Source organism: Lysinibacillus sp. LK3, assembly GCF_001043675.1.
Lineage (GTDB): Bacteria > Bacillota > Bacilli > Bacillales_A > Planococcaceae > Lysinibacillus > Lysinibacillus capsici.
The window spans coordinates 128,742-149,670 of sequence record NZ_LDUJ01000001.1 but is presented as its reverse complement, the minus strand read 5'-3'; the positions used below and the strand labels follow the sequence as shown (position 1 = coordinate 149,670).

Sequence of the window (20,929 nt, the reverse complement as noted above, 5' to 3'; positions counted from 1 at the left end):
AAAATTATAATTTTGTTAACTAGTTTAATAGTAATAAAAGCAAATTTTTGCCAGTAACTTTTGATATAAACGTAATCGCAAAAAAGGAGGATTGGCTATGCTTTGCCATCCTCCTCTCTAGTATTAATTTATTCTATGGCTGAATTCACATCACAGTTGCTTCTGGCTCGTGTGCGATCATTTCCTTAATTGTATTGCTCTCTCCCATGATGGCTACAGTTGGTTGATGGTCTTTTGCCTCATGATTATCCACATACACATAGGAAATAATAATGACAATATCACCACGCTGCACAAGTCTTGCTGCTGCGCCATTAACACAAATGACACCTGATCCTCGTTCACCAGCTATAATATATGTTTCAAAACGAGCGCCATTATTGTTATTAACAACATGTACTTTTTCGTTTGCCAGCATACCTACTGCATCTAAAATATCTTCATCTATTGTTATGGAGCCTACATAGTTTAAATCTGCCTGTGTCACTGTCGCACGGTGGATTTTACTATTCATCATCATACGTAACATACTATAGTCCCTCTTTCACAGTAAAAATACAATTATCGATTAAACGTGTTTTACCTATATAAACAGCTGCTGCCAACAAAACTTGCTGAGTTGCAGTTGTCACTGGTGTTAAATCTGGATATGTTAATATTTCAATATAATCAATGCGGCCATGTGTTCTTGCATGAATATGAGCTTTTGCTTTCGCAAGTGCTTTTTCAGCATCACCATTCGCTAAAAAGCTATCGCGAGCCAATTGTAATGCCTCATTGATCGCTGGAGCCTCTTGTCGCTCTGACTCACTTAAATAGACATTACGGGAAGATTTCGCTAAACCGTCCTCCTCGCGTACAATTGGGACAACACGCATTTCTAAAGGGAAATTAAAATCACGTACCATTGTCGCAATAATCGCAACCTGCTGTGCATCTTTTTGACCGAAATAAGCTCTTGTTGGCAGTGTTAAATGAAATAATTTAGAGACAACCTGTAAAACACCATCAAAATGACCAGGACGACTTGCACCACAAAGAATGGTAGCCTGCTCACCTGCATGTAGACGAATCCCTCCATCTTGAGGATACATTTCTTCCACACTTGGTGCGAACACAATATCAACGCCCACAGATTCAGCTAATGCAGTATCTCTAGGCAAATCACGAGGATAACTTTCAAAATCCTCATTTGGCCCAAATTGTGTTGGATTGACAAATATACTCATCACAACGACATCATTTTCTACACGAGCTGTTTGTGCTAATGTTAAATGACCTTCATGTAAATAGCCCATTGTCGGAACAAGTCCAATCGTTTTTTGAGCATGCTTAGCTGCTTGAATTTCTGTGGCTAATGCCTGTATGGTCGTGATGACTTTCATCATTTAACGCCTCCATATAGCTGATCTAATGCTTCCTCTTTCATTGTGAAGAAATGCTTTGGAGCTGGGAAAGTACCCGCTTTCACTGCTTCTAGGTAACCCATCATCCCCGCGCTTGCTTCTTTGCCCATATCAGCAAATTGTTGAACAAATTTCGGTACATGGTGCGAACCGTAGCTTAGCATGTCATGATACACCAGCACTTGTCCATCAGCCTCAATACCAGCGCCTATGCCAATGGTTGGAATAACAAGACTAGCTGAAACAATTTCTGTCAGCTGATGAGGGATACATTCCAACACGACTGCACATGCTCCAGCCGCTTCGCATTGTTTTGCTTCTTCAAGCAGTGTAGCAGCCTGTTCAGCTGTTTTTCCTTGTACCTTATAACCACCAAGCACTCCCGCTGATTGAGGCAACAAGCCTAAGTGAGCTACTACTGGAATACCAGCTGACGTTAATTTACGAATGACAGGTATAACTTCACCTGCCCCCTCAACCTTTAAAGCATCTGCTCCTGTTTGTTGCATCATCGCAATGGCTGTTTTGAGTGTCTCATTGACATCGCCATGATAAGAACCAAAGGGCATATCAACGACTATAAACGTATCCTTTGCCCCTCGTCTTACTGCTTTTGCATGATGAACCATATCCGCTACAGTTACAGGCATTGTAGAATCATAGCCAAGCACGACCATTCCAAGTGAATCCCCGACTAGTATCATCTCAACGCCAGCTTCTTCCGCGAATTTAGCAGCTGGATAATCATAGGCCGTCACCATCACGATTTTCTCGCCTGCCGCTTTCATCTTTAAAAAATCTGTTGTCGTTTTCATTTTGTAGTCCTCCTTTTTTAAAGGAAGAAAACAGAAAAACCCTTCTGGCCGAAAACAGACAGAAGGGTAGTGTGTCGTTCAATGATAAAAAGACCCCTGAAAGAGGCAATAGCTTACAAAATGAAAGCTATATTTGAACGTATCGTTTTCTTCCGTCCCTGTCTAAAAGATCAAGGCAGATATTTGATAGTATAGTCTATTGCGTTTTTGAAGGTGCCGTTCACAATGGATACTGCCCTTCGCACATACTATAACAGATTTTCCTATTAATCTTCAAATATTATTTTCTTACAATATCTTCGTCTAACAACATTGGAAAAAATTTTCTTTTAGAATTGACAATCAATGTTATACGTCATATACTATCCACATACTATATGTCATATAATATAAAATGAAGTATAGGTATTACATGTGAGGTGAAAAGATGACATTTCAGCTTGGTTCAGCTTTACTTGATGCTTGTGTACTGGCTATTGTCGAGAAAGAGGACGCCTACGGTTATTCTTTAACACAGCAGGTACAATCAGTCATGGAGATTTCAGAGTCTACACTGTATCCTGTATTACGCCGCTTACAAAAAGCGCATTACTTAACAACGTACGATCAACCTTATCAAGGTAGAAATAGACGCTATTATCAAATTACGGAGCAAGGACGTATACGATTATTAGAGCTATTAAAAGAATGGCAAATGTATAAGGAAAAGGTTGATTGTGTACTTTTAGGAGGGAATTTAGATGGATAGAGCAAGCTATTTGAAACAGCTACGAGGAAAATTACGTCGGCTTCCTGCGCATGAGTTAGACGCTGCGCTTGCCTATTATGAAGAATACTTTGAGGAAGCTGGAGAGGAAAATGAGCATCAGGTCATTTCACAACTTGGCTCTCCTTCACACGTCGCCTCACAAATATTAGCTGATTTCGCATTAAAGGATTTAGAAACCTCCTCGGCAAAATCAACAAAAAAGAATATGTCTGCCATTTGGCTCATTATTCTAGCTATACTGTCTGCGCCCCTTTCATTGCCATTACTTGCAACAGCCATTGCACTCATTTTTTCATTTGGCGCAGTCATTATCAGCTTAATCTTTGCTATTGTCGCAACTGTTATTAGTATTTTTGCTGGTGGCGTTGTGGCGATCATTTCAGGTTTCTTAATTTTAACAGAGCATTGGCCGACCGCACTGCTCTTTATGGGTGTCGGGTTAATCGTAACGGGCTTGGGTGTCCTACTGTTCCCAGTTGTTGCTCGTGTTATCAAGAAAACCGTTGTTGTCTCTGTTGAAACATTAGGCAGAATGTTCCATAAAATGACAAAGAAGCAAAAAAAGGGGGACTTCTAAATGACGTCAAAAAATACCCTTATAGCCATGACAATGATTGCATTAGGCATTCTACTCGCATTGATTGGCTATTTTTCAGGGGGTCGCTGGCTGATTCTTAAAGATTCAGAGGGTCTTTATGTCCCAAGTAATACTAAATTAATAAGTCAGTCTCATGCTTTAGATGCATTCACAAGCATTAATATCGTAAATGATTATGGAGATGTGGAGATTGTTGCAAGTGATAGTGACTATAAATTAGACACAAAGGTCCATGAGCAAGAAGATGTAACATATCATATTGATAACGGAACTTTAACCATCGAAACAATGGCAAAGAAAAAGGATGGTTTTCAATTTGGCTTCGGTAACCTCTCTTCCCCTTCAATCAAACTCTATGTCCCAAAAGATACAAAAATAGAGGCGATTGTAATAGACAGTAATTTTGGCGATACAGCCATTCATGGGCTCCAGTATCAGCAGCTTAATCTCATCCAGGATTATGGAGATATTACTTTCAACAGCACGACGGGTGACAAAACAGAGATTAGGCAGTCCTTTGGTGATTTGACGCTTCAGCAACTTACTAGTAACGGCTTTACTATTGAGAGCGAGCATGGAGATATCGATATAGATGGCACATTAAATGGGCAAACAACCATTACCTCTAGTTTTGGCGATACAACGATTCACTTACAAAACAAACAAAGTGATATAGGCTACGCTCTCAAAACAGACTTCGGTGATGTGACCATTAATGATGAAGAACAAAATGGCACCGTGACTCAGGTAACGAAGGGTGAGCACCAACTGAATGTTTCCTTATCACATGGTGATATAGATGTGTCACTAAAATAAAGAATAGTCAATAAAAGAAGCTACAAGTACAGGACGTTACTTGCAGCTTTTCATATTGTTGAAAAACAAAACCATTAATAGAATTTTTGTGAAAGGTGAAAATGGTTTCCGTTGCAGGCTACTTTCTTTCCTGTGGGCGAGCGCCGATCCCACGGGAGTCAAGTAGCCTTCCACTTCAACCTACAAAAGTGTTACCTTTTTGCAAAGGTTTCCCAATAAAGTGAAGGTGTTCACGACTCTTTATGAAGAGGTGCTGATACGCATGACTTCCCCACATTGAAAATAAAAGTCTATCGATTCTCTAATAATACAAATAATGGATTATTTTGTTCGCTACGGCCAGTATGAAAGATAAAGCAAAGACACTTTTGCAGAATAGTTGATTGGAGTGGAGCCAGCGTCACTCATAGGGGATTTAGCGTCACAGATAAGACCCTGGAGCGAACGTAAGTGAGTGAAGCGGCTCATCGGACGCCCCCTGGAAAGGACGCTGGCGGAACGGAAATCACCCCCTCACCTTGCAAAGTTGCTTTTTCTGCCGTTGACATCATCTTTTTGCAACAACATGAGAAGCCGCAAGTATAGGACATTACTTGCAGCTTCTTTTTTATAATATTTTGATGTCTCCTGCATAGATCGTTCGAACCGTTCCATCGTCCTGTGTCAGTTGCAGAACACCATCGTCTGTAATACCACTGGCAACCCCTTCAAAACGTTCGCGTATCATTGTTACCTCTATACGTTGACCAATTGTACAAGACATTTGCTGCCATAGTGTCTTGAGACTCGCAAAACCTTCTTTAACGTATAGTTCTGTAAATTGTTCTAAATAGTGTAAGATAGAGGCCACAAGTGCTGCACGATTGATTTCTTCTCCAGCTTCTAATCGTAATGAAGTGGCAATATCCGCAATATCAGGTGAAAAGTCAGCTGCTGCTTGGTTCGCATTTATGCCAATTCCAACAAGTAAAGCTTGCACAAGATCCGCCTCTGCTTGCATTTCCGTTAAAATCCCCGTACATTTTTTGCCATTAATCAATAAATCATTGGGCCATTTAATCGCTGGCTCTACATGTTTATATAAGGTTTTAATGGCCATTGTGACAGCTACTGCCACCACAAGTGTATAGGATGAGGCCTGTTGGGGCGTAACATCTGGCCGAACGATAACGGTCATCCAAATACCTGTCCCATGTGCAGACTCCCAAGGACGAGCCATACGACCACGCCCCGCTGTTTGCTCCTCACCAATAATAATTGTACCGTGTGGAGCTCCTTCCTGTGCAAGCTTATGCGCAATTGTTTGTGTTGAATCAACTACATCGTAATAATGGATCAAACGTCCAAAATGCTCTGTCTTTAAAAAAAGCTTAATCTGTGTGGGGCTCAAGCTATTTGGTACACCTGTCAATACATACCCCTTTTTCTTAATTGTATCAAATGTATACCCTTCCTCTTGTAATGTTTGCATATGCTTCCAAACAGCGGTTCTTGAGACACCAAGAGAATCTGCTAATTCCTGACCTGAAACCGCTTCTCCATCAGCAGCCAATATTCTTTTTAAAATTTCGTCCTTCATGGAAATTGTCATCTTCACATCAATCCTTTAGTTAACTGTACTCTTGTTATGTAACTTATTTTGTCTTAATCATACTGTAAATTAACGTAAATGACCACCAACGATAGGAATTTAATGAAGCCGTCTCCCATTTCAGGAGGCGGCTTTTACCTATCATGTATTCGGCTTTAAGTAAGATCCTGTTGCTCCAACCAACTTTTAATCTGTTGTCGATCATTTTGAAGTTCATGATGAAGAATGGCTGTCAGCAGATCCTCCAATGAGGCTTTTACCCACGGCCCACCCTTTTTGCCAGACCATTTCAGTAAATCAGCACCATTCACCGCTAATTCTTGCTTATGTTGAATCGGTAGCTTTGCCTGTAATTCTCGGATAGATTGTTGAGGTATCAAAGCGTCTAATTGGCGAAGTTGGGCAAAATATTGTGCAGCCTCTAGTTCTTGCTCTGTGTAGTAAAAATAATGGCGATTTGTCCAACCATCTTTTAAAGCGTCATAAGCGGTTAAAACGGAATTAATAAACGCCATTTCCTTATTCGATAATCGATAATCGCGCACTACCTCACGCCATGCTGCTCCTTGTAGTAAGGCAAAGTATGCCCAGCCAAGAAGGGCATCTTTTGTTTGGAAATTATGCCATTGTGCAGTTTGAAAATCACCTGTTAAATAGGCAGTTAATCCACTGTCCTCTAGTTTTTGTATACCCCCAAAAACTGTTTGTCCTACCCAAAGCTTATCAAGCTCTGCTTTAATGCGTTCTTTTGCAATAAAGCCCAAATCAGCAACCCTTTGCTGGATGGCTGCGAATGTATTCGCCTCGATCGTAAAATCAAGCTGTGCAGAGAAGCGAATCGCTCGCAGCATCCTTAAAGCATCTTCTGCAAACCGTTTTTCTGCCTCTCCTACCGCTCGTATAATGCGCTTTTCAATATCTTGTTGTCCACCATAATAATCTACAAAAGAGCCATCACGCCGCATGGCAATGGCGTTCATTGTAAAATCTCGGCGTTGTAAATCCTCTTTTAGAGATCGAACGAAATGGACATTCTGTGGTCTTCGATGATCTGTATATTCCCCATCTGTCCGATAGGTAGTCACTTCCACAGGTCCAGCGGGTACGATAACAAGTACCGTCCCATGCTGAATCCCAATATCTACAGTCTTTTGAAACACAGTTTTTACTTCTTCAGGCAAGGCATTTGTAGCCACATCTACATCATGGGCAGGACGATCGAGTAAAGCATCTCTTACAGCACCACCAACAATAACTGCTTCAAATCCTGCCTGTTCTAATTGCTCAATGACTGAATAGGCTGCCTGCCATTCTTTATTGTTTTGCATGATTTCTTTCCGCAACCTTCTCGTACAGATTTTCATATTGTTCCACAATTTTGGATGAGTGGAATTTTTCACTTACTGCACGGATGGCCGCTTCTCGGAAGCGCAGTAATTGTTCCTCATCTTGCAATAAATGGGTTGCATACGCCGCAACTGCCTCTGTATCCCCTAATTCCACGATATAGCCGTCAACACCATGCTCAATGACTTCTGGAATACCACCTACATTTGTTCCAATACAAGGTACACCACAAGCCATTGCCTCTAATAACACCAGTCCAAACGATTCTTGCTGTGATAATAATAGCTTTAGATCACTAATCGCATACAGTTCAGCTAAGTTTTCTTGTTTCCCTAAAAATAAAACATCCTTCATATACGGACTTCCTTTTACTTGGTCCATGACACGATGCTTTTCTGGGCCATCACCTACTAATAAGAGCTTTGCTTTCATGTTGGCACGGATTTTCATAAAGGCGTCTACAATGTGTGGAAGGTTCTTTATTTTACGGAAGTTTGATACATGAATGAGGACTTTTTCATCTTCTTGTATACCAAATTGCTCTTTTAAGTTTCCTGAATTTCGTGGGAAGTATTCCCGTTCGTCCACAAAGTTATAAATCGTTTCAATTGGTTTTACTGTATCAATCAGTTCATAGGTTTGTTCTTTTAATGCCTGTGACACGGTTGTCACAATATCAGATTTATCAATCCCATACTTAATGGCCTGTGAGAGCGTAGAATCTTGCCCAAGCACCGATATATCTGTGCCATGAAGGGTTGTAACGATGCCAATGTCTCGGCCGCTCATTTCACGTGCTAGCACCGCACATACTGCATGTGGGATGGCATAATGCACATGTAGCACATCCAACTCTTCATCCTTGATGACGTCTGCCATTTTACTCGCTAATGCAATATCGTATGGAGAATATTGAAATACTGAATAATTATTAACTTCGACTTCATGGAAAAAGACGGTTGGATAAATTTTATTCAATCGAAATGGTACGCTTGAGGTAATGAAGTGAATTTCATGTCCTCTTTCTGCAAGCATTTTGCCTAATTCTGTTGCAATGACACCAGAGCCACCAACTGTAGGATAACAGGTAATGCCTATTTTTAGCTTTTTCATTCGATGATCATCCTTTCTGAATCACGTCTTTTGTTAATTGCGTCTTTCTTGTATCAGTCTCCAATCCACAAAGCCTTCCTGTAGGCCTTTTAGTAATATTTCTGCTGTTCCCATATTTGTTGCCAGTGGCACTTGGTAAACATCACAAAGACGGATTAGTGCAGAAACATCTGGCTCATGTGGTTGTGCTGTTAAAGGATCACGGAAAAATATCACCATGTCCATATCATTATTGGCAATCATTGCGCCAATTTGTTGGTCGCCACCAAGTGGCCCTGAACGAAAACGTGTAACTTCCAAACCAGTAGCTTCGATGACACGTTGTCCTGTTGTGCCGGTAGCATATAGTGTGTGTTCTTGTAAAATATTTTGGTAAGCAATAGCAAACTGTACTAAATTATCTTTTTTACGATCATGTGCAATCAATGCGATTTTCATATAGCTTCCATCCCAATCTTTAGATGATGTTTTCTAAACCATAAACAAGCTGATCCATTTTCATAACCTCTTCTATGCAAAATGCAACACCCGACATAAAAGAATTACGGTTTAATGAATCATGGCGAATCGTTAGTAGCTGCCCATCCCCTCCAAATAATACTTGCTGGTGTGCCACTAAACCAGGTAAACGTACGGAGTGAATGCGCATACCGTCAAAATCTCCACCTCTTGCACCTTTAATGGTTTCTTTCTCTTCTAGATGTCCTTGTGCCTTTGGCGTACGGACCTCTTGAATTAACTGTGCCGTTTTCACCGCTGTCCCAGATGGTGCATCAAGCTTCTGATCATGGTGCATTTCTATAATCTCTACATCTGGTAAGTATTTGGCTGCTTCTTTTGCAAACTTCATCATTAGGATAGCACCAATCGCAAAGTTTGGTGCAATAATGCAACCTAACTCTTTTTCTTTGGTCATGGCTGATAATTCCTCTAGTTGTGCATCTGTAAATCCTGTTGTACCAATTACTGGTCGTACATTTAAATTCAGTGCTTCCTTTGTATGTTTGTAGACTGCATGTGGATTAGTTAAATCCACTAGTACATCTGGTGCAGTTGCTTCTACAAGATCATGCATTTCTGTAAATATAGGCACTGTATAGCTTGCTGGAAACATATCTAAATCAGCTAAAGTTTTTCCTACTTCCTTATAATCTAGTACAGCTACTAATTCCATTTTGTCATGTTTCATGACCGTATGTACAGCCTCAGCTCCCATTTTTCCTCTTGCTCCCGCAATAGCTACACGAATCGACATCATTCTTCATCCTTTCTAGTCCAACGATCCTTATCTCTAGTTTCAAATTTATGTATGACGCGTAAAAGTGCTTCATCTAGTTTAATACCTTGGGCATTTGCAAAACAGACTAGTACAAAGAAAAAGTCTCCTAGTTCCTCTTCAATACTGTTTGTATCCTCTGTACTCTTTTTCTTTTTCTGTCCATAGACATCCTGAACTTCGCGTGAAAGTTCACCTAATTCTTCTGTTAGACGTGCAAGTAATTCAAATGGTGGAAAATAGCCTTCTTTAAATTGTCCTATATAGTCATCGACACGCTGTTGTAAAGCTTGCATTGTTAGTTGATCTGCCATAAAAATCACACTCCTATTTACCATCGTATAAAATTTACACCATTGTTGTCAAAACCAATAAAATGTCAGATAATAGATAACACTACTTCATTTGTTTGGAACTACAGGAGGTCAAATGCTAAAACAGATTAAAATACGTAATATTATCGCGATTATGCTCGGAGCAGCAGTTTTCAGCTTCGGCTTTGTTCACTTCAACATCCAAAATCAACTGGGTGAAGGTGGACTAAGTGGGATTACACTCATACTATATTTTACATTAGGATGGGACCCTGCCTTAATGAACCTGTTATTAAATATTCCCATGTTTATCATAGGTTATCGATTACTTGGAAAAAAATCATTTGTCTATACGCTTGTCGGCACTTTATCCGTATCTCTTTTTCTAAAAATTTTCCAAAAATATCAATTTACCATCCATTTAGAGGATGACATGTTGCTTGTAGCACTTTTTGCTGGTGTCTTTGTTGGATTGGGACTTGGGATTGTCTTTCGTTTCGGTGGCACTACAGGTGGTGTCGATATTTTGGCACGACTAGGGCATAAATATTTTGGCTGGAGTATGGGGAAAACCATGTTTGTCTTCGATGCCATCGTCATCATTCTTTCTTGGCTGACGTTCTTGGATGCTCGTTCCATGATGTATACATTAGTAGCCGTATTTGTTGGAGCCCGTGTCATTGACTTTGTACAAGAAGGTGCTTATGCGGCTCGTGGTGCGCTTATCATATCAGAAAAGTCTGGAGCCATTGCTGAAACAATCGCTCTTCGAATGGAGCGTGGTATCACCATTTTAGAAGGACATGGTCATTTTACGAAACAACCTAAAGAGGTTATATATTGTGTAATTGGCCGCAATGAAGTTGTACGGTTAAAATCTATTGTGCATGAAGTTGATCCGCACGCATTTGTTTCCATCATTGAAGTACGAGATGTGGCAGGAGAAGGCTTCACACTAGACGATCAAAAGCAGCCCCTTCATTAAGCATACGAAGATAAAAAACTTGTTACAGTGGTGTACCACTATAACAAGTTTTTTCTTAGTCGTCGCTACGCATATTGGTAAAAATTAAAATTAAACGTAATAACTCTAGTACAGCTACCGCTGCCGCTGCTACATATGTTAATGCTGCAGCACTTAATACTTTTCGTGCTGGTCGTTCTTCTTCATTTGTAATAATGCCAAGTGAATTCATTTGAACTAATGCTCGCTTTGAGGCATCAAACTCCACCGGAAGTGTCACTAATTGGAAAACAACACCTGCTGCTAATAATATGATACCTAATAGCAAGAAATTCGTACTACTTGCAAAAATACCAATCATTACGAAAATCCAAGACGCATTAGAAGAAATATTTGCTACTGGGACTAGCTTACTACGTAATGTAAGCATGGAATAAGCTTCTTTATGTTGGATGGCGTGACCTACCTCATGGGCAGCAACCGCAGCACCTGCAACACTTGCTTCATAAAAGTTACTTTCTGATAAAGCCACTGTTTTGGTTGCTGGATTATAATGATCAGACAACACACCTTGTGTTGGCACAACTCGTACATCATATAAGCCGTTTGCATCTAAAATCGCACGCGCTACCTCTGCACCAGTTTGCCCCTTCATTGTACGTTGCTTTGCAAATTTATTATACGTACCCTTTACCTTCATTTGAGCATAAAGTGGAAGCAGCATAATAATCACAAAATAAACAATATACATGCTCGTTGACAATTTTCTAACCCCTTTCTACCTCGATACTATAATTCTATAATTTATACCCTAATTCGGCAAATATTTGCGCCACCTAATTGAGAAAATGGCAAGTAAAATACATGCAATTGATAACCAGAATGTAAAGTAACCTATATAGCTTGTGTAATTGGCTAAATCCCGATACATCGGCATTTGCCCAAATACATAGTCAATGACATCATTATGCAGTGTCCAAACAGCTGCTATCACAACATGCCAATAAGTGAAGACATATTTCTTCATATATAGTACAGCTTGTACAGCCATGGCAAAATGTGAACCAACTAGCATCCATCCCTGCCAGCCAATAGAACCTGTTTCAATTAATGTCCAAATATTCATCACATCTGCCCATAAGCCATATTTCACCAACGTAACAAGGGCAAGTACTTCCATCAGTGGCCAGCTTTTCCCCATAATCCAAGCAATTAACACAAAACAAAAGAATAAACTGGCTGTCGGACTATCTGGAACAAAAATATAAAAAATAGGCTCTGTGATGGCAAGCTGCCACCCATACCAATAATAGCCATAAATTGTACCTAGTAGATTAATAATTAGCAGCACTATCAAGAATGATTTATGGGTCAGAAGGTACCAAATATTTGCTCTTGTTAGTTGCACGATGTTAACTCCTTCCGATAAAAACAATCCATTATTTATGTATAGTTCTGAAATTCTAGAGCTTTACTCTACCTTTCAATTCAATTGTATCTCACCATCAATATGTGTTATTTTATTGTTTTAATTCGCTTACTTGTTTCAAGAATAAATGTTTTTTCGACATCTTTCGCTAAAATCCTTTATACAAGGGAACCTTTTTGTATGGCTTCCAGTCCCAATAGTATAACAAGGTAGAAAAAAAAGAGCCAGTTTCCTGACTCTTTTACTATTACTCTGCTTTTAAGCTTTCGATGAATTCAGCAAGTTTTTGAAGATCTTCATCTGAACCTGTCCATAATCCTGGTGGCATGTTACCGCGACCATTATGAGCAATGTCCTTAATCTCATCAGCTGTTAATCCAGTGTTCATTAGAGATGGTGCACCAGCTCCACCTTCTAAGCCTTCACCGTGACATGTAATACAAGCTGAACCAGCGTATAGTTTATAACCTTCTGATTCTTTATCGAATTCAACTGTTTCTACGATTGCACCCATAGCTTTTTGAGCTTCCCAGTCGTGGTTAACAACTGACTCCCAAGTTAGGTAGAACATAGCAGCTAAAGTTAATAACATAAACGCTGTTGGCAATGGACGTTTAGATGGACGACGTTCTGGACCCTTGTCTAAAAATGGCATTAATAATAGCGCTCCAAATGCAAGACCTGGAATTACAATAGCTCCGATTACATTGTATGGACCAGAAGCAAATGAGTATTTTAAAAGTTGATACATAAATAAGAAGTACCAGTCCGGTAGTGGTGTATATGCTCTAGTTGGATCTGCCGGCCCTTCAAGTGGTGACGGGTGAGCGACAGTTAATAATAAGTATCCAATTAAAAATACAGCACCTACCATCCATTCCTTCAGTAAGAAGTTTGGCCAGAAAGCTTCCGTCTTACCTGGATATTCGGAATAATCCTTTGGAACGTTCGGCATTCTGTGATTCGCTTTAATACGAGAATCGCCGACAAATTTCATTCCTTTTCCGCGATGCATAGTGTCCCCTCCTTTTAAAGATCATCGAACCGTCAAGACAATTACAACGGTCCTGAAATTCCTTGACGACGAATCATGATAAAGTGCGCTGCAAGTAACCCAAACAATACTGCAGGTAAGAAGAATACATGAATCGCAAAGAATCGAGTTAACGTTTGAGCACCAAGAATCGTTGTGTCACCCGCTAATAATACTTTAATCATCCCACCGATAAACGGTACTGATGCTGCAATTTCGATACCTACTTTAGTAGCGAATAATGCTTTCATATCCCATGGTAATAAGTATCCTGTAAATCCAAGACCCATCATTACACCAAAAATACCTACACCAACCATCCAGTTTAACTCACGAGGTTTTTTATAAGAACCTGTGAAGAATACACGAAGTGTATGTAAGAACATCATTACGATAACTAATGAAGCTCCCCAGTGGTGCATACCGCGTACGATTTCACCAAATGCTACTTCGTTTTGTAAATAATAAACTGATTTCCAGGCATTCACAACGTCTGGTACATAGTACATTGTTAGGAACATACCAGATAGAATTTGAATTACTGTGATGAAGAATGTTAATCCACCAAAGCAGTAAACGAATGCTGAAAAATGATGTGCAGGGTTAACGTGCTCTGGCACTTCGTGGTCGGCAATATCACGCCAAATCGGTGTAATATCTAGGCGTTCATCGACCCAATCATAAATTTTATTTAGCACTGTTGTCGTACCCCCTTACTTATTTAACTAGAGAATTTGCTTTAGCTGGACCAATCATTAAATAGCCATCTTGTTCTTGTACTTCAAATTCATCCAACGGACCTAGAGGCGGTGTACCTGCAATGTTTTTCCCGTTTTTCTCATAACGTCCTGCGTGGCATGGACAGAAGAATTGACCTGGGTGTGCAGAATCTCCATTCCAGTCAACCATACATCCTAAATGCTTACAAACAGGTGAAAGGGCAATGATTTGATCGCCACTTTTATAAACCCAAGCTACATCTGTAACCTGTGATTTATACCATGCATCCACTTGTTCATATGAAAAGTCCACTTTTACAGGCTCTTCAGTCAAGTCAGCGATTTTATGCTCTGTTTTTACAAAATCCCCACCCTCATGCTTTTGTAGCACAGGATCAATTGCAAAGCGAAGCATTGGCATTAGCATACCTGCCGCCATAAATCCACCTACACCAGTAAGAGTATAACTTAGAAATTGACGACGTGAAACTCGATTATTACTCATTATTTTCCCCCCTCTAACTTAAAGGTCAGTCCAACGGACATACTTTTACAAATAGTAATACTAGGACATATATATGATATATCAAGTCCATAGCTTGGTCAATATAGCATTCTGTGGAAAGCTGGAGAATGTGAACATTTATTGAAACTAATTGTTAAATCTGTGCCCATTTAGTCGAAAGCATTGGAATCACTTGTCGCAATTGATCTTCTAGAATGGATTTTTTCACACTGGCATCCATACTTTCTAAAGGAATCGCTGGTAACCAAATCATATTGACTATCTCTCCACTCTTTGTCCAATAATGGTCACAAGTAATGAAGAACACATGCTTAAATCCAGCATTATGTAATTGTGCTTCTAATTGCTGTGGTAAATCATCGTTTTTTAAAGTTGTCATATAAGAAAATGGTGGCATGACTAGTAGTCGACCTTTAAACTGCTGCTCTATAAAAGAAGTTAAAGACATGACAAAATCTACCTCGGCACCACTTTGTTTCATTTTTTCAGAAGAGAGATCAATGGATACAAGTGGAACAACCGCGGTATCAATAAAATCTTTTTGTGCCATAAACGATGTTACATCGTTTGCATTAAAATACATTCAACAAACCTCCTTTTATCGCAAAATAAAAATGTCCTTTTCCACTCTTCAATAGGATACCCAATTAAAAGTGAAAACAATCATTCACTAGTAATGTTACCATATTGAAATGGATAAAGGACATTCAATTTTTACCTATAATTAACGTAAATTAGCCGTTTCCTTCAATGCTTGTAACAAATTAGACAATTCATAAAATCGCACTTCATCTCCCTGGTCGAGGGCTTCATCAATTTGTGCAAGTAATTTCTCTTCTTGGAATACGAGTAAGCTATTGGAAAGCAGCTCTTCTGCCAGTACACGATCTTTTTCACTGACGAGCAGTGTTTCTGGCATATAAGGGTTTTCTTCAAGAACTGCTAAGTATTGTGCACTTGGTGGTATATTAGGAAAATTCAATTGTATATACATATCTTCTTGTTCATGTAAGCGTAAATCATGGAAAGACTTCTCAGCATCTGCCGTCATCACATTGCCTTTATAGAAACGAAAAGGCACACCTGTTGAGTCTACTGTTGACATCACCATTGCCCTAGGACAATAGTGAGCTTCTTCCACAAAACGGATTCTTTTTAACAAGTCATCATTACTTAATAGGTAATTTAAAATCCATACACACTCACGACGTTTCAATTGATAATTTTTTAAAAACCATCGAACAAATGCTTTTTTATCAACAACTGATACAGAAGCAGTCATACCCACTCCCTCCTTTACTCAAATTCTAAGGTTTCTAACTTCTCCTGCCACTCTGGTTCACCCGGTTGAATGTTGATTAATTGTCCAAGAACCTCTTTTGCCTCTGAACGCTTTCCTTCTTCTAATAAGAAGTAAACATATTTTTCTAAAAATGTTGCGTCTTCCTTAAAATCATTATATGCCAAACGGTAAAATTCGTATGCACGGTCGTACAATTCTAAATTTTCATATGCCTCTGCCGCAAAAGGATATAAAGTGCTCCATTCAAAATCATTTTGCTGTAATGTCTCAAATAACTCGATTACATCCTCATGGCGCTCCTGTTGTCCAAAAACTGAAATAAGTGCCAGTACCGCTTCCATATATTCAGGATCGAGCGCTATAGCTTCTCTCAGATGTTGCTCAGCTTCTTCTGGCAAACCATTTTTCAATGCCATTTTACCAGCGAATAAATAAAGCGATTTATCATATTCATCACGCTTTAACCCCTCTTGAATGGCAGCATAAGCTTTTTGATTATCCTCTGTCATTGCATAGCTTTCCGCAAGCAATAAATAGGCTGAGAAGTAATCAGGATCTAATTCTTTCAATTCCTCTAGTTGTTTAATAGCCATCTCGTATTTTTGTGACTGGAAGGCTGAATAAGCAGCTCCAAATAAAATATCGGGCTTTACTTCATCTTCAAGGGCTTTGACATAATAATCAAATGCCGTCTCATAGGCTGCACCTGCACGATAAACCTCCGCTAGTCGTTCGACAAGTTGAATACCAGCAAATTCATTTTGCTGCTCATATAAGTCCTCATACAGTCTTGCTGCCTCTAAAAAACGACCTGTTTCAAATAAAAGTTCTGCTTTCGCAAAATGTAATAATGGCTCGTCTGGTAAAATCGCTAATGCTTCATTTATACGCTTTTCTGCAACCTCAAATAACCCTTGCATTTGATAATAATCAGCTAAAACCAATAACGCTTGTGGATATTCTGGGGAGGTTTCTTCAATTTCTAATAATAAATCTAATGCTTCATCTTCATTACCAAGCTCCATTAGGACATTGGCACGATCTATTTTTAACTGTGCTTCTTCTGGGAATAAAAATTGTAAATGCTCCAGCACACGGTCAGCTTCCTTCATGTACCCATACTGCATAAAAATCTCAGCAAGTGCATAGATCTCCTCGGGTAGCTCCTTCATTAAAAATGATTCTAGTAGCTGATCTATTAATGCTAAATCCCCTTGTTCAAGTGCTTGCATCATTTCAGTCATCGCATTGTTCACAGTCATTCACCTATTCTTTCGTTGATACCTTTATGCTACAAAACATTTACCTCTGAAACAAGAAAAAACTCCCCAAAAGCTTGGAGAGCCTCTCTTTAATTGTTACTTCACTGCCTCAATATGCTCAAAGAACGATGGGTAGGATACAGCAATACATTGTGAATCATCTAGTGTAACAGCTCCGTCTGTTATTAAAGCTGCAACTGCACCCATCATGCCGATTCGATGATCGCCATATGTTTGAAGGTTTGCTCCTTTTAAAGACGTTGGTCCCTCAATAATCATACCATCTTCTGTTGCTTCGATTTGGGCACCAAGTTTCTTCAATTCAGTCACAACAGCCGTGATACGGTCAGTCTCCTTCACCTTTAGCTCCTCGGCATCTTTAATGATCGTTTGACCATGTGCTTGCGTAGCGAGTAATGCAAGAATTGGAATTTCGTCAATTAAACGAGGAATAATGTCTCCCTCAATTATTGTACCAGTTAAAGAAGATGTCGCGATTTGGATTGTTGCTGTCGGTTCAGCTTGATTATCATCATTCGGCGTTACCGTCATCGTGGCGCCCATTTTTTGCAGCACCTCAATAATGCCATCACGTGTTGGATTAATGCCCACATTATTTAGTGTTAGCTGACTATTTTTGCAAATGGCTCCTGCCACTAAGAAAAAGGCAGCCGATGATATATCTCCTGGCACAGAAACATGCGTCCCATTGAGAGCTTGTCCTCCTTCAATCGATACTACGCCATTATCTACTTCTACATGTGCACCAAATTGACGCAACATTCGCTCTGTATGATCTCTCGAAACATCCATTTCTCTAACAATAGTTGTTCCTTCAGCACGCAAGCCCGCTAGTAAAATAGCAGATTTCACCTGTGCACTTGCTACAGGCATCTTGTAATCAATGGCTTGTAATTTTGTACCTTGAATGGCTAGCGGTGTATATTGCCCGTCTGCACGCCCTGTAATTTGTGCACCCATCTGACGCAGTGGATCTATAACACGGCGCATTGGTCGTTTTCCAATGGATGCATCTCCTGTCATGACAGAGTGAACAGTAGAACCAGCTAAAATGCCTAGCATTAAGCGTGTTGTTGTTCCAGAGTTACCCGTATATAACACTTCTGTCGGCTCCTGCCAGCCATCCATCCCTGGACTATGAATGGTTACATTTGTCCCTTCCACCTCAATCTGAACGCCAAGTTTCTGGAAGCAATCAATTGTACTTAAACAATCTTCCCCTAGTAAAAAGCCCTCTACGGTCGTTGTTCCACTAGCAATGGCGCCAAACATCACAGAGCGATGAGATACAGACTTATCGCCTGGAACAGTTAAAGAGCCCTGTAAAGAAGGCTTGTTGTATTGCAATACTTTTTCACTCATGAACTTTATTCCCTCCAATATGAAGATAGAAAGCGCCGAAATGCCGACGCTTTCTTATGCTAAGAAATATACGTTTCGAAATTTGCTCGTTTTTGAATACAGGCTGCAGCACGTTCGCGATCATTTTCACTTTGGAAGCTAATGACTAGAATACCGAAAACATCTTCTCGTGATTCAACGATGCGAAGATTCGTAATACTAATTGCTTCATCTGCTAAAAAGCCCGTCACTTCAGAAATAACACCTGGATAGTCAGGAACATCAACATATAGATCGAATGGTGTATACATAGCCCCTGCACTAATCGGTAATTCATCTCTCAGTTCTTTGGCAACTGCAAAATAGTTTTCAATAGCCTGTGAAGAACCCTCCATCAGCAGTTCCTTAATGCGTGTCATTTCTTTTTCCCAGCCATCTAATTGCGTGAGGAGTTCCTCGCGATTTTGCAGCGTAATATCTCGCCATAAGATGGGATTGGAAGAGGCGATTCGTGTCACATCACGAAACCCTCCTGCTGCAAGAGAACGTGTCATTGGGTACTCTCCATTTTCGCCGCCTAATTGATGAACAAGTGAGGCCGCAATAACATGCGGAAAATGACTCACCACCGCTGTCATGTGATCATGCTCACTGGCAGATACACTGACTACTTTTGCATGGGTAAATTTCAGCAAACTTTCAAGCTGTGCCATATGAACAATTTCTTCCCCAGCAAGTGGCGTAAGCATGTAATATGCGTTTTCAAAAAGATGCGCCTTAGCAGCCAGCACACCACTTTTATGAGACCCCGCCATTGGATGTCCACCAATAAACGTTATGCCAAGTTCTCGTAATTCGCTGGCTTTTTGCATAATTAATTTTTTTGTACTTCCTGTATCTGTTACGATGACTTTATTTTTCAAGGGCCATGATTTTAATTGCTCCATCCAATCCAGTGTTGCATTAACGGGCGTACCGAAGATAATAACATCAACCTCAGCCGCAACAGCCAGTGGATCTGCGACAATCTCATGCACAATATTTAATGTTTTCGCATGCTCGCGTGTTTGTGCGTCCATGTCGTAGCCAATAATTTTTGTTTCCGGTGCTTTTTGCAAAGCAAGGGCAATAGAACCTCCGATCAATCCTAGCCCTATAACGAGTACTTTGCGTGTCATGCAAATACCCCTTGTTGTTTTAACACTTCATCAAGTTGGCTAAGCAATGCTGCATTTTGAGCCTCTGTTCCAATTGTCACACGGATAAATCCTGGTAAGCCTAATGCATTACCACTGCGCACGATAAAGCCTCTTTTCATCAGCTCTTGGAAAACAACATCACTATCAGCATGGGTATCAAAGAAAATAAAGTTTGTATCAGATGGGAAGTATTTTAAATTATGCTTTTCACAAAATTCTACATATTGTTTTTTGCCTTTTTCATTGGCTTCACGGCAGGCTTCAATATAATCTTGGTCACTGAGGGCAATGGTAGCAACAGCTTGACTTAAGATTGTATTATTGAATGGTGCACGCACAGGATCAAGCTTAGCAATAACATCAGGTTGGCCAATAGCATAGCCTACGCGGAACGAAGCTAAGCCATATGCTTTAGAGAATGTACGCAGTAAAAGCACATTCGGATACTCATTAATGATTGGTAACGTATCCTTGTGGTCTGGATGTGTAACATATTCAATGTATGCCTCATCAAGCACGACAAGGACATCGCTTGGAACCTTTGCTAGAAAGGCACGCAATGCAGCATCAGGAATGACAACTCCTGTAGGATTATTTGGACTACATACCCAAACAATAGAAGTTTGGTCATCAATTGCAGCCAACATTGCCTCTAGATCATGTGCTCCATCTTGACAAGGCACTTTACGTACTTCAGCACCTTCAATTTCAGCATTGTGCCAGTATTGAGAGAAGGAAGGGTCGGCCATAACCGTGTTTACCCCTGGATACAACAGAGCACGAGTAATAATAGCAATGATGTCATCAGAGCCGTTACCAAAAAGAAGCTGTGTTTCTTTCACACCTAGATGATTTGCCACAGCAGTACGTAGGTTTTGGGCATAGCCATCTGGATAAAGTGCATGATTCACTGCATTATTTTGTAAATAAGCTGTTACCTTAGGTGAGCACCCGAATGGATTTTCATTCGATGCCAATTTAATAACTTCCTTTAAGCCATATTCACGTTGTACTTCTTCAATTGGTTTACCTGGCTTATATGCTTGCATACCGTCCAATTGTTGTTTCCACTTCATCTAAAACATCT

24 protein-coding genes are annotated in these 20,929 nt (G+C 40.0%); 4 read left to right on the top strand and 20 right to left on the bottom strand.

The window, feature by feature from the left end; genetic code table 11:
• Nucleotides 1-145: 145 nt before the first annotated feature.
• From panD to panB, 3 genes are read right to left on the bottom strand one after another with little or no spacing between them, the layout of a single operon-like run.
• A complete protein-coding gene (panD, locus tag VK91_RS00735; protein WP_048389861.1) occupies nucleotides 146-529 on the bottom strand; it encodes an aspartate 1-decarboxylase in 384 nt (127 codons plus the stop codon).
• Between the two features lies 1 nt (nucleotide 530).
• Entirely contained in the window at nucleotides 531-1,385 is an 855-nt protein-coding gene (gene panC / locus VK91_RS00730; RefSeq protein ID WP_048390475.1) for a pantoate--beta-alanine ligase, read from the bottom strand.
• Nucleotides 1,385-2,221 carry a 3-methyl-2-oxobutanoate hydroxymethyltransferase gene (panB, locus tag VK91_RS00725; protein ID WP_048389859.1) on the bottom strand — a complete coding sequence of 279 codons (837 nt, stop codon included), beginning with the start codon at nucleotides 2,219-2,221 and terminating at the stop codon, nucleotides 1,385-1,387. The genes panC and panB overlap by 1 nt, the downstream gene beginning before the upstream one ends.
• 427 nt (nucleotides 2,222-2,648) lie before the next feature.
• On the opposite strand from panB, the gene VK91_RS00720 reads away from it, so the two are divergent.
• From VK91_RS00720 to VK91_RS00710, 3 genes are read left to right on the top strand one after another with little or no spacing between them, the layout of a single operon-like run.
• Nucleotides 2,649-2,969, top strand: coding sequence for a PadR family transcriptional regulator (locus VK91_RS00720; protein WP_004232706.1), 321 nt, complete (start codon nucleotides 2,649-2,651; stop codon nucleotides 2,967-2,969).
• The gene (locus tag VK91_RS00715) at nucleotides 2,962-3,567 is read left to right on the top strand and encodes a DUF1700 domain-containing protein (protein WP_048389856.1); all 606 of its coding nucleotides are present in this window, start codon (nucleotides 2,962-2,964) and stop codon (nucleotides 3,565-3,567) included. The genes VK91_RS00720 and VK91_RS00715 overlap by 8 nt, the downstream gene beginning before the upstream one ends.
• A complete protein-coding gene (locus VK91_RS00710) occupies nucleotides 3,568-4,404 on the top strand; it encodes a DUF4097 family beta strand repeat-containing protein (protein WP_048389854.1) in 837 nt (278 codons plus the stop codon).
• 607 nt (nucleotides 4,405-5,011) lie between these two features.
• Here the strand turns inward: VK91_RS00710 and VK91_RS00700 are convergent.
• From VK91_RS00700 to VK91_RS00675, 6 genes are all read right to left on the bottom strand, one after another.
• Nucleotides 5,012-5,995 (bottom strand): biotin--[acetyl-CoA-carboxylase] ligase, encoded by a 984-nt coding sequence (locus VK91_RS00700; RefSeq protein WP_048389852.1) that lies wholly within the window; start codon nucleotides 5,993-5,995, stop codon nucleotides 5,012-5,014.
• Nucleotides 5,996-6,150: 155 nt separating this feature from the next.
• Complete coding sequence (locus VK91_RS00695) at nucleotides 6,151-7,323, bottom strand: CCA tRNA nucleotidyltransferase (protein WP_048389850.1); 1,173 nt, start codon at nucleotides 7,321-7,323, stop codon at nucleotides 6,151-6,153.
• On the bottom strand, nucleotides 7,310-8,455 hold the full coding sequence (gene bshA / locus VK91_RS00690) for an N-acetyl-alpha-D-glucosaminyl L-malate synthase BshA (protein WP_004232695.1): 1,146 nt from the start codon (nucleotides 8,453-8,455) through the stop codon (nucleotides 7,310-7,312). The genes VK91_RS00695 and bshA overlap by 14 nt, the downstream gene beginning before the upstream one ends.
• 33 nt (nucleotides 8,456-8,488) lie before the next feature.
• A complete protein-coding gene (gene mgsA, locus VK91_RS00685; protein WP_004232690.1) occupies nucleotides 8,489-8,893 on the bottom strand; it encodes a methylglyoxal synthase in 405 nt (134 codons plus the stop codon).
• Nucleotides 8,894-8,912: 19 nt separating this feature from the next.
• Nucleotides 8,913-9,710, bottom strand: a complete 798-nt coding sequence (dapB, locus tag VK91_RS00680) for a 4-hydroxy-tetrahydrodipicolinate reductase (protein WP_048389847.1) — start codon at nucleotides 9,708-9,710, stop codon at nucleotides 8,913-8,915.
• On the bottom strand, nucleotides 9,710-10,045 hold the full coding sequence (locus VK91_RS00675) for a nucleotide pyrophosphohydrolase (protein ID WP_036077682.1): 336 nt from the start codon (nucleotides 10,043-10,045) through the stop codon (nucleotides 9,710-9,712). Before VK91_RS00675 ends, dapB begins: the two co-directional genes overlap by 1 nt.
• Nucleotides 10,046-10,160: 115 nt before the next feature.
• Between VK91_RS00675 and VK91_RS00670 the strand changes: the two genes are divergently transcribed.
• Entirely contained in the window at nucleotides 10,161-11,030 is an 870-nt protein-coding gene (locus VK91_RS00670; RefSeq protein WP_004232676.1) for a YitT family protein, read from the top strand.
• Between the two features lie 55 nt (nucleotides 11,031-11,085).
• Here the strand turns inward: VK91_RS00670 and VK91_RS00665 are convergent, their stop codons facing one another.
• From VK91_RS00665 to hisC, 11 genes are all read right to left on the bottom strand, one after another.
• Nucleotides 11,086-11,760, bottom strand: coding sequence for a zinc metallopeptidase (locus VK91_RS00665; RefSeq protein ID WP_036077718.1), 675 nt, complete (start codon nucleotides 11,758-11,760; stop codon nucleotides 11,086-11,088).
• A gap of 60 nt (nucleotides 11,761-11,820) precedes the next feature.
• Complete coding sequence (locus VK91_RS00660) at nucleotides 11,821-12,417, bottom strand: DUF1405 domain-containing protein (RefSeq protein WP_048389842.1); 597 nt, start codon at nucleotides 12,415-12,417, stop codon at nucleotides 11,821-11,823.
• Nucleotides 12,418-12,685: 268 nt separating this feature from the next.
• Nucleotides 12,686-13,453: a menaquinol-cytochrome c reductase cytochrome b/c subunit gene (locus VK91_RS00655; protein ID WP_004232669.1), complete on the bottom strand. Its 768-nt coding sequence runs from the start codon at nucleotides 13,451-13,453 to the stop codon at nucleotides 12,686-12,688.
• 41 nt (nucleotides 13,454-13,494) lie between these two features.
• Nucleotides 13,495-14,169, bottom strand: coding sequence for a menaquinol-cytochrome c reductase cytochrome b subunit (gene qcrB, locus VK91_RS00650; RefSeq protein ID WP_004232663.1), 675 nt, complete (start codon nucleotides 14,167-14,169; stop codon nucleotides 13,495-13,497).
• A 19-nt stretch (nucleotides 14,170-14,188) separates the two neighbouring features.
• Entirely contained in the window at nucleotides 14,189-14,695 is a 507-nt protein-coding gene (locus VK91_RS00645) for a ubiquinol-cytochrome c reductase iron-sulfur subunit (protein WP_004232660.1), read from the bottom strand.
• 154 nt (nucleotides 14,696-14,849) lie between these two features.
• Nucleotides 14,850-15,299 (bottom strand): DUF2487 family protein, encoded by a 450-nt coding sequence (locus VK91_RS00640; protein ID WP_048389840.1) that lies wholly within the window; start codon nucleotides 15,297-15,299, stop codon nucleotides 14,850-14,852.
• A 141-nt stretch (nucleotides 15,300-15,440) separates the two neighbouring features.
• Nucleotides 15,441-15,998: a ReoY family proteolytic degradation factor gene (locus VK91_RS00635; protein WP_048389838.1), complete on the bottom strand. Its 558-nt coding sequence runs from the start codon at nucleotides 15,996-15,998 to the stop codon at nucleotides 15,441-15,443.
• A gap of 14 nt (nucleotides 15,999-16,012) precedes the next feature.
• Nucleotides 16,013-17,281: a tetratricopeptide repeat protein gene (locus tag VK91_RS00630; protein ID WP_004232654.1), complete on the bottom strand. Its 1,269-nt coding sequence runs from the start codon at nucleotides 17,279-17,281 to the stop codon at nucleotides 16,013-16,015.
• A gap of 96 nt (nucleotides 17,282-17,377) precedes the next feature.
• On the bottom strand, nucleotides 17,378-18,664 hold the full coding sequence (gene aroA, locus VK91_RS00625) for a 3-phosphoshikimate 1-carboxyvinyltransferase (protein WP_048389836.1): 1,287 nt from the start codon (nucleotides 18,662-18,664) through the stop codon (nucleotides 17,378-17,380).
• Between the two features lie 59 nt (nucleotides 18,665-18,723).
• Nucleotides 18,724-19,821 carry a prephenate dehydrogenase gene (locus VK91_RS00620; protein WP_048389834.1) on the bottom strand — a complete coding sequence of 366 codons (1,098 nt, stop codon included), beginning with the start codon at nucleotides 19,819-19,821 and terminating at the stop codon, nucleotides 18,724-18,726.
• Nucleotides 19,818-20,918 carry a histidinol-phosphate transaminase gene (hisC, locus tag VK91_RS00615; protein ID WP_048389832.1) on the bottom strand — a complete coding sequence of 367 codons (1,101 nt, stop codon included), beginning with the start codon at nucleotides 20,916-20,918 and terminating at the stop codon, nucleotides 19,818-19,820. The genes VK91_RS00620 and hisC overlap by 4 nt, the downstream gene beginning before the upstream one ends.
• Between the last annotated feature and the right edge of the window lie 11 nt (nucleotides 20,919-20,929).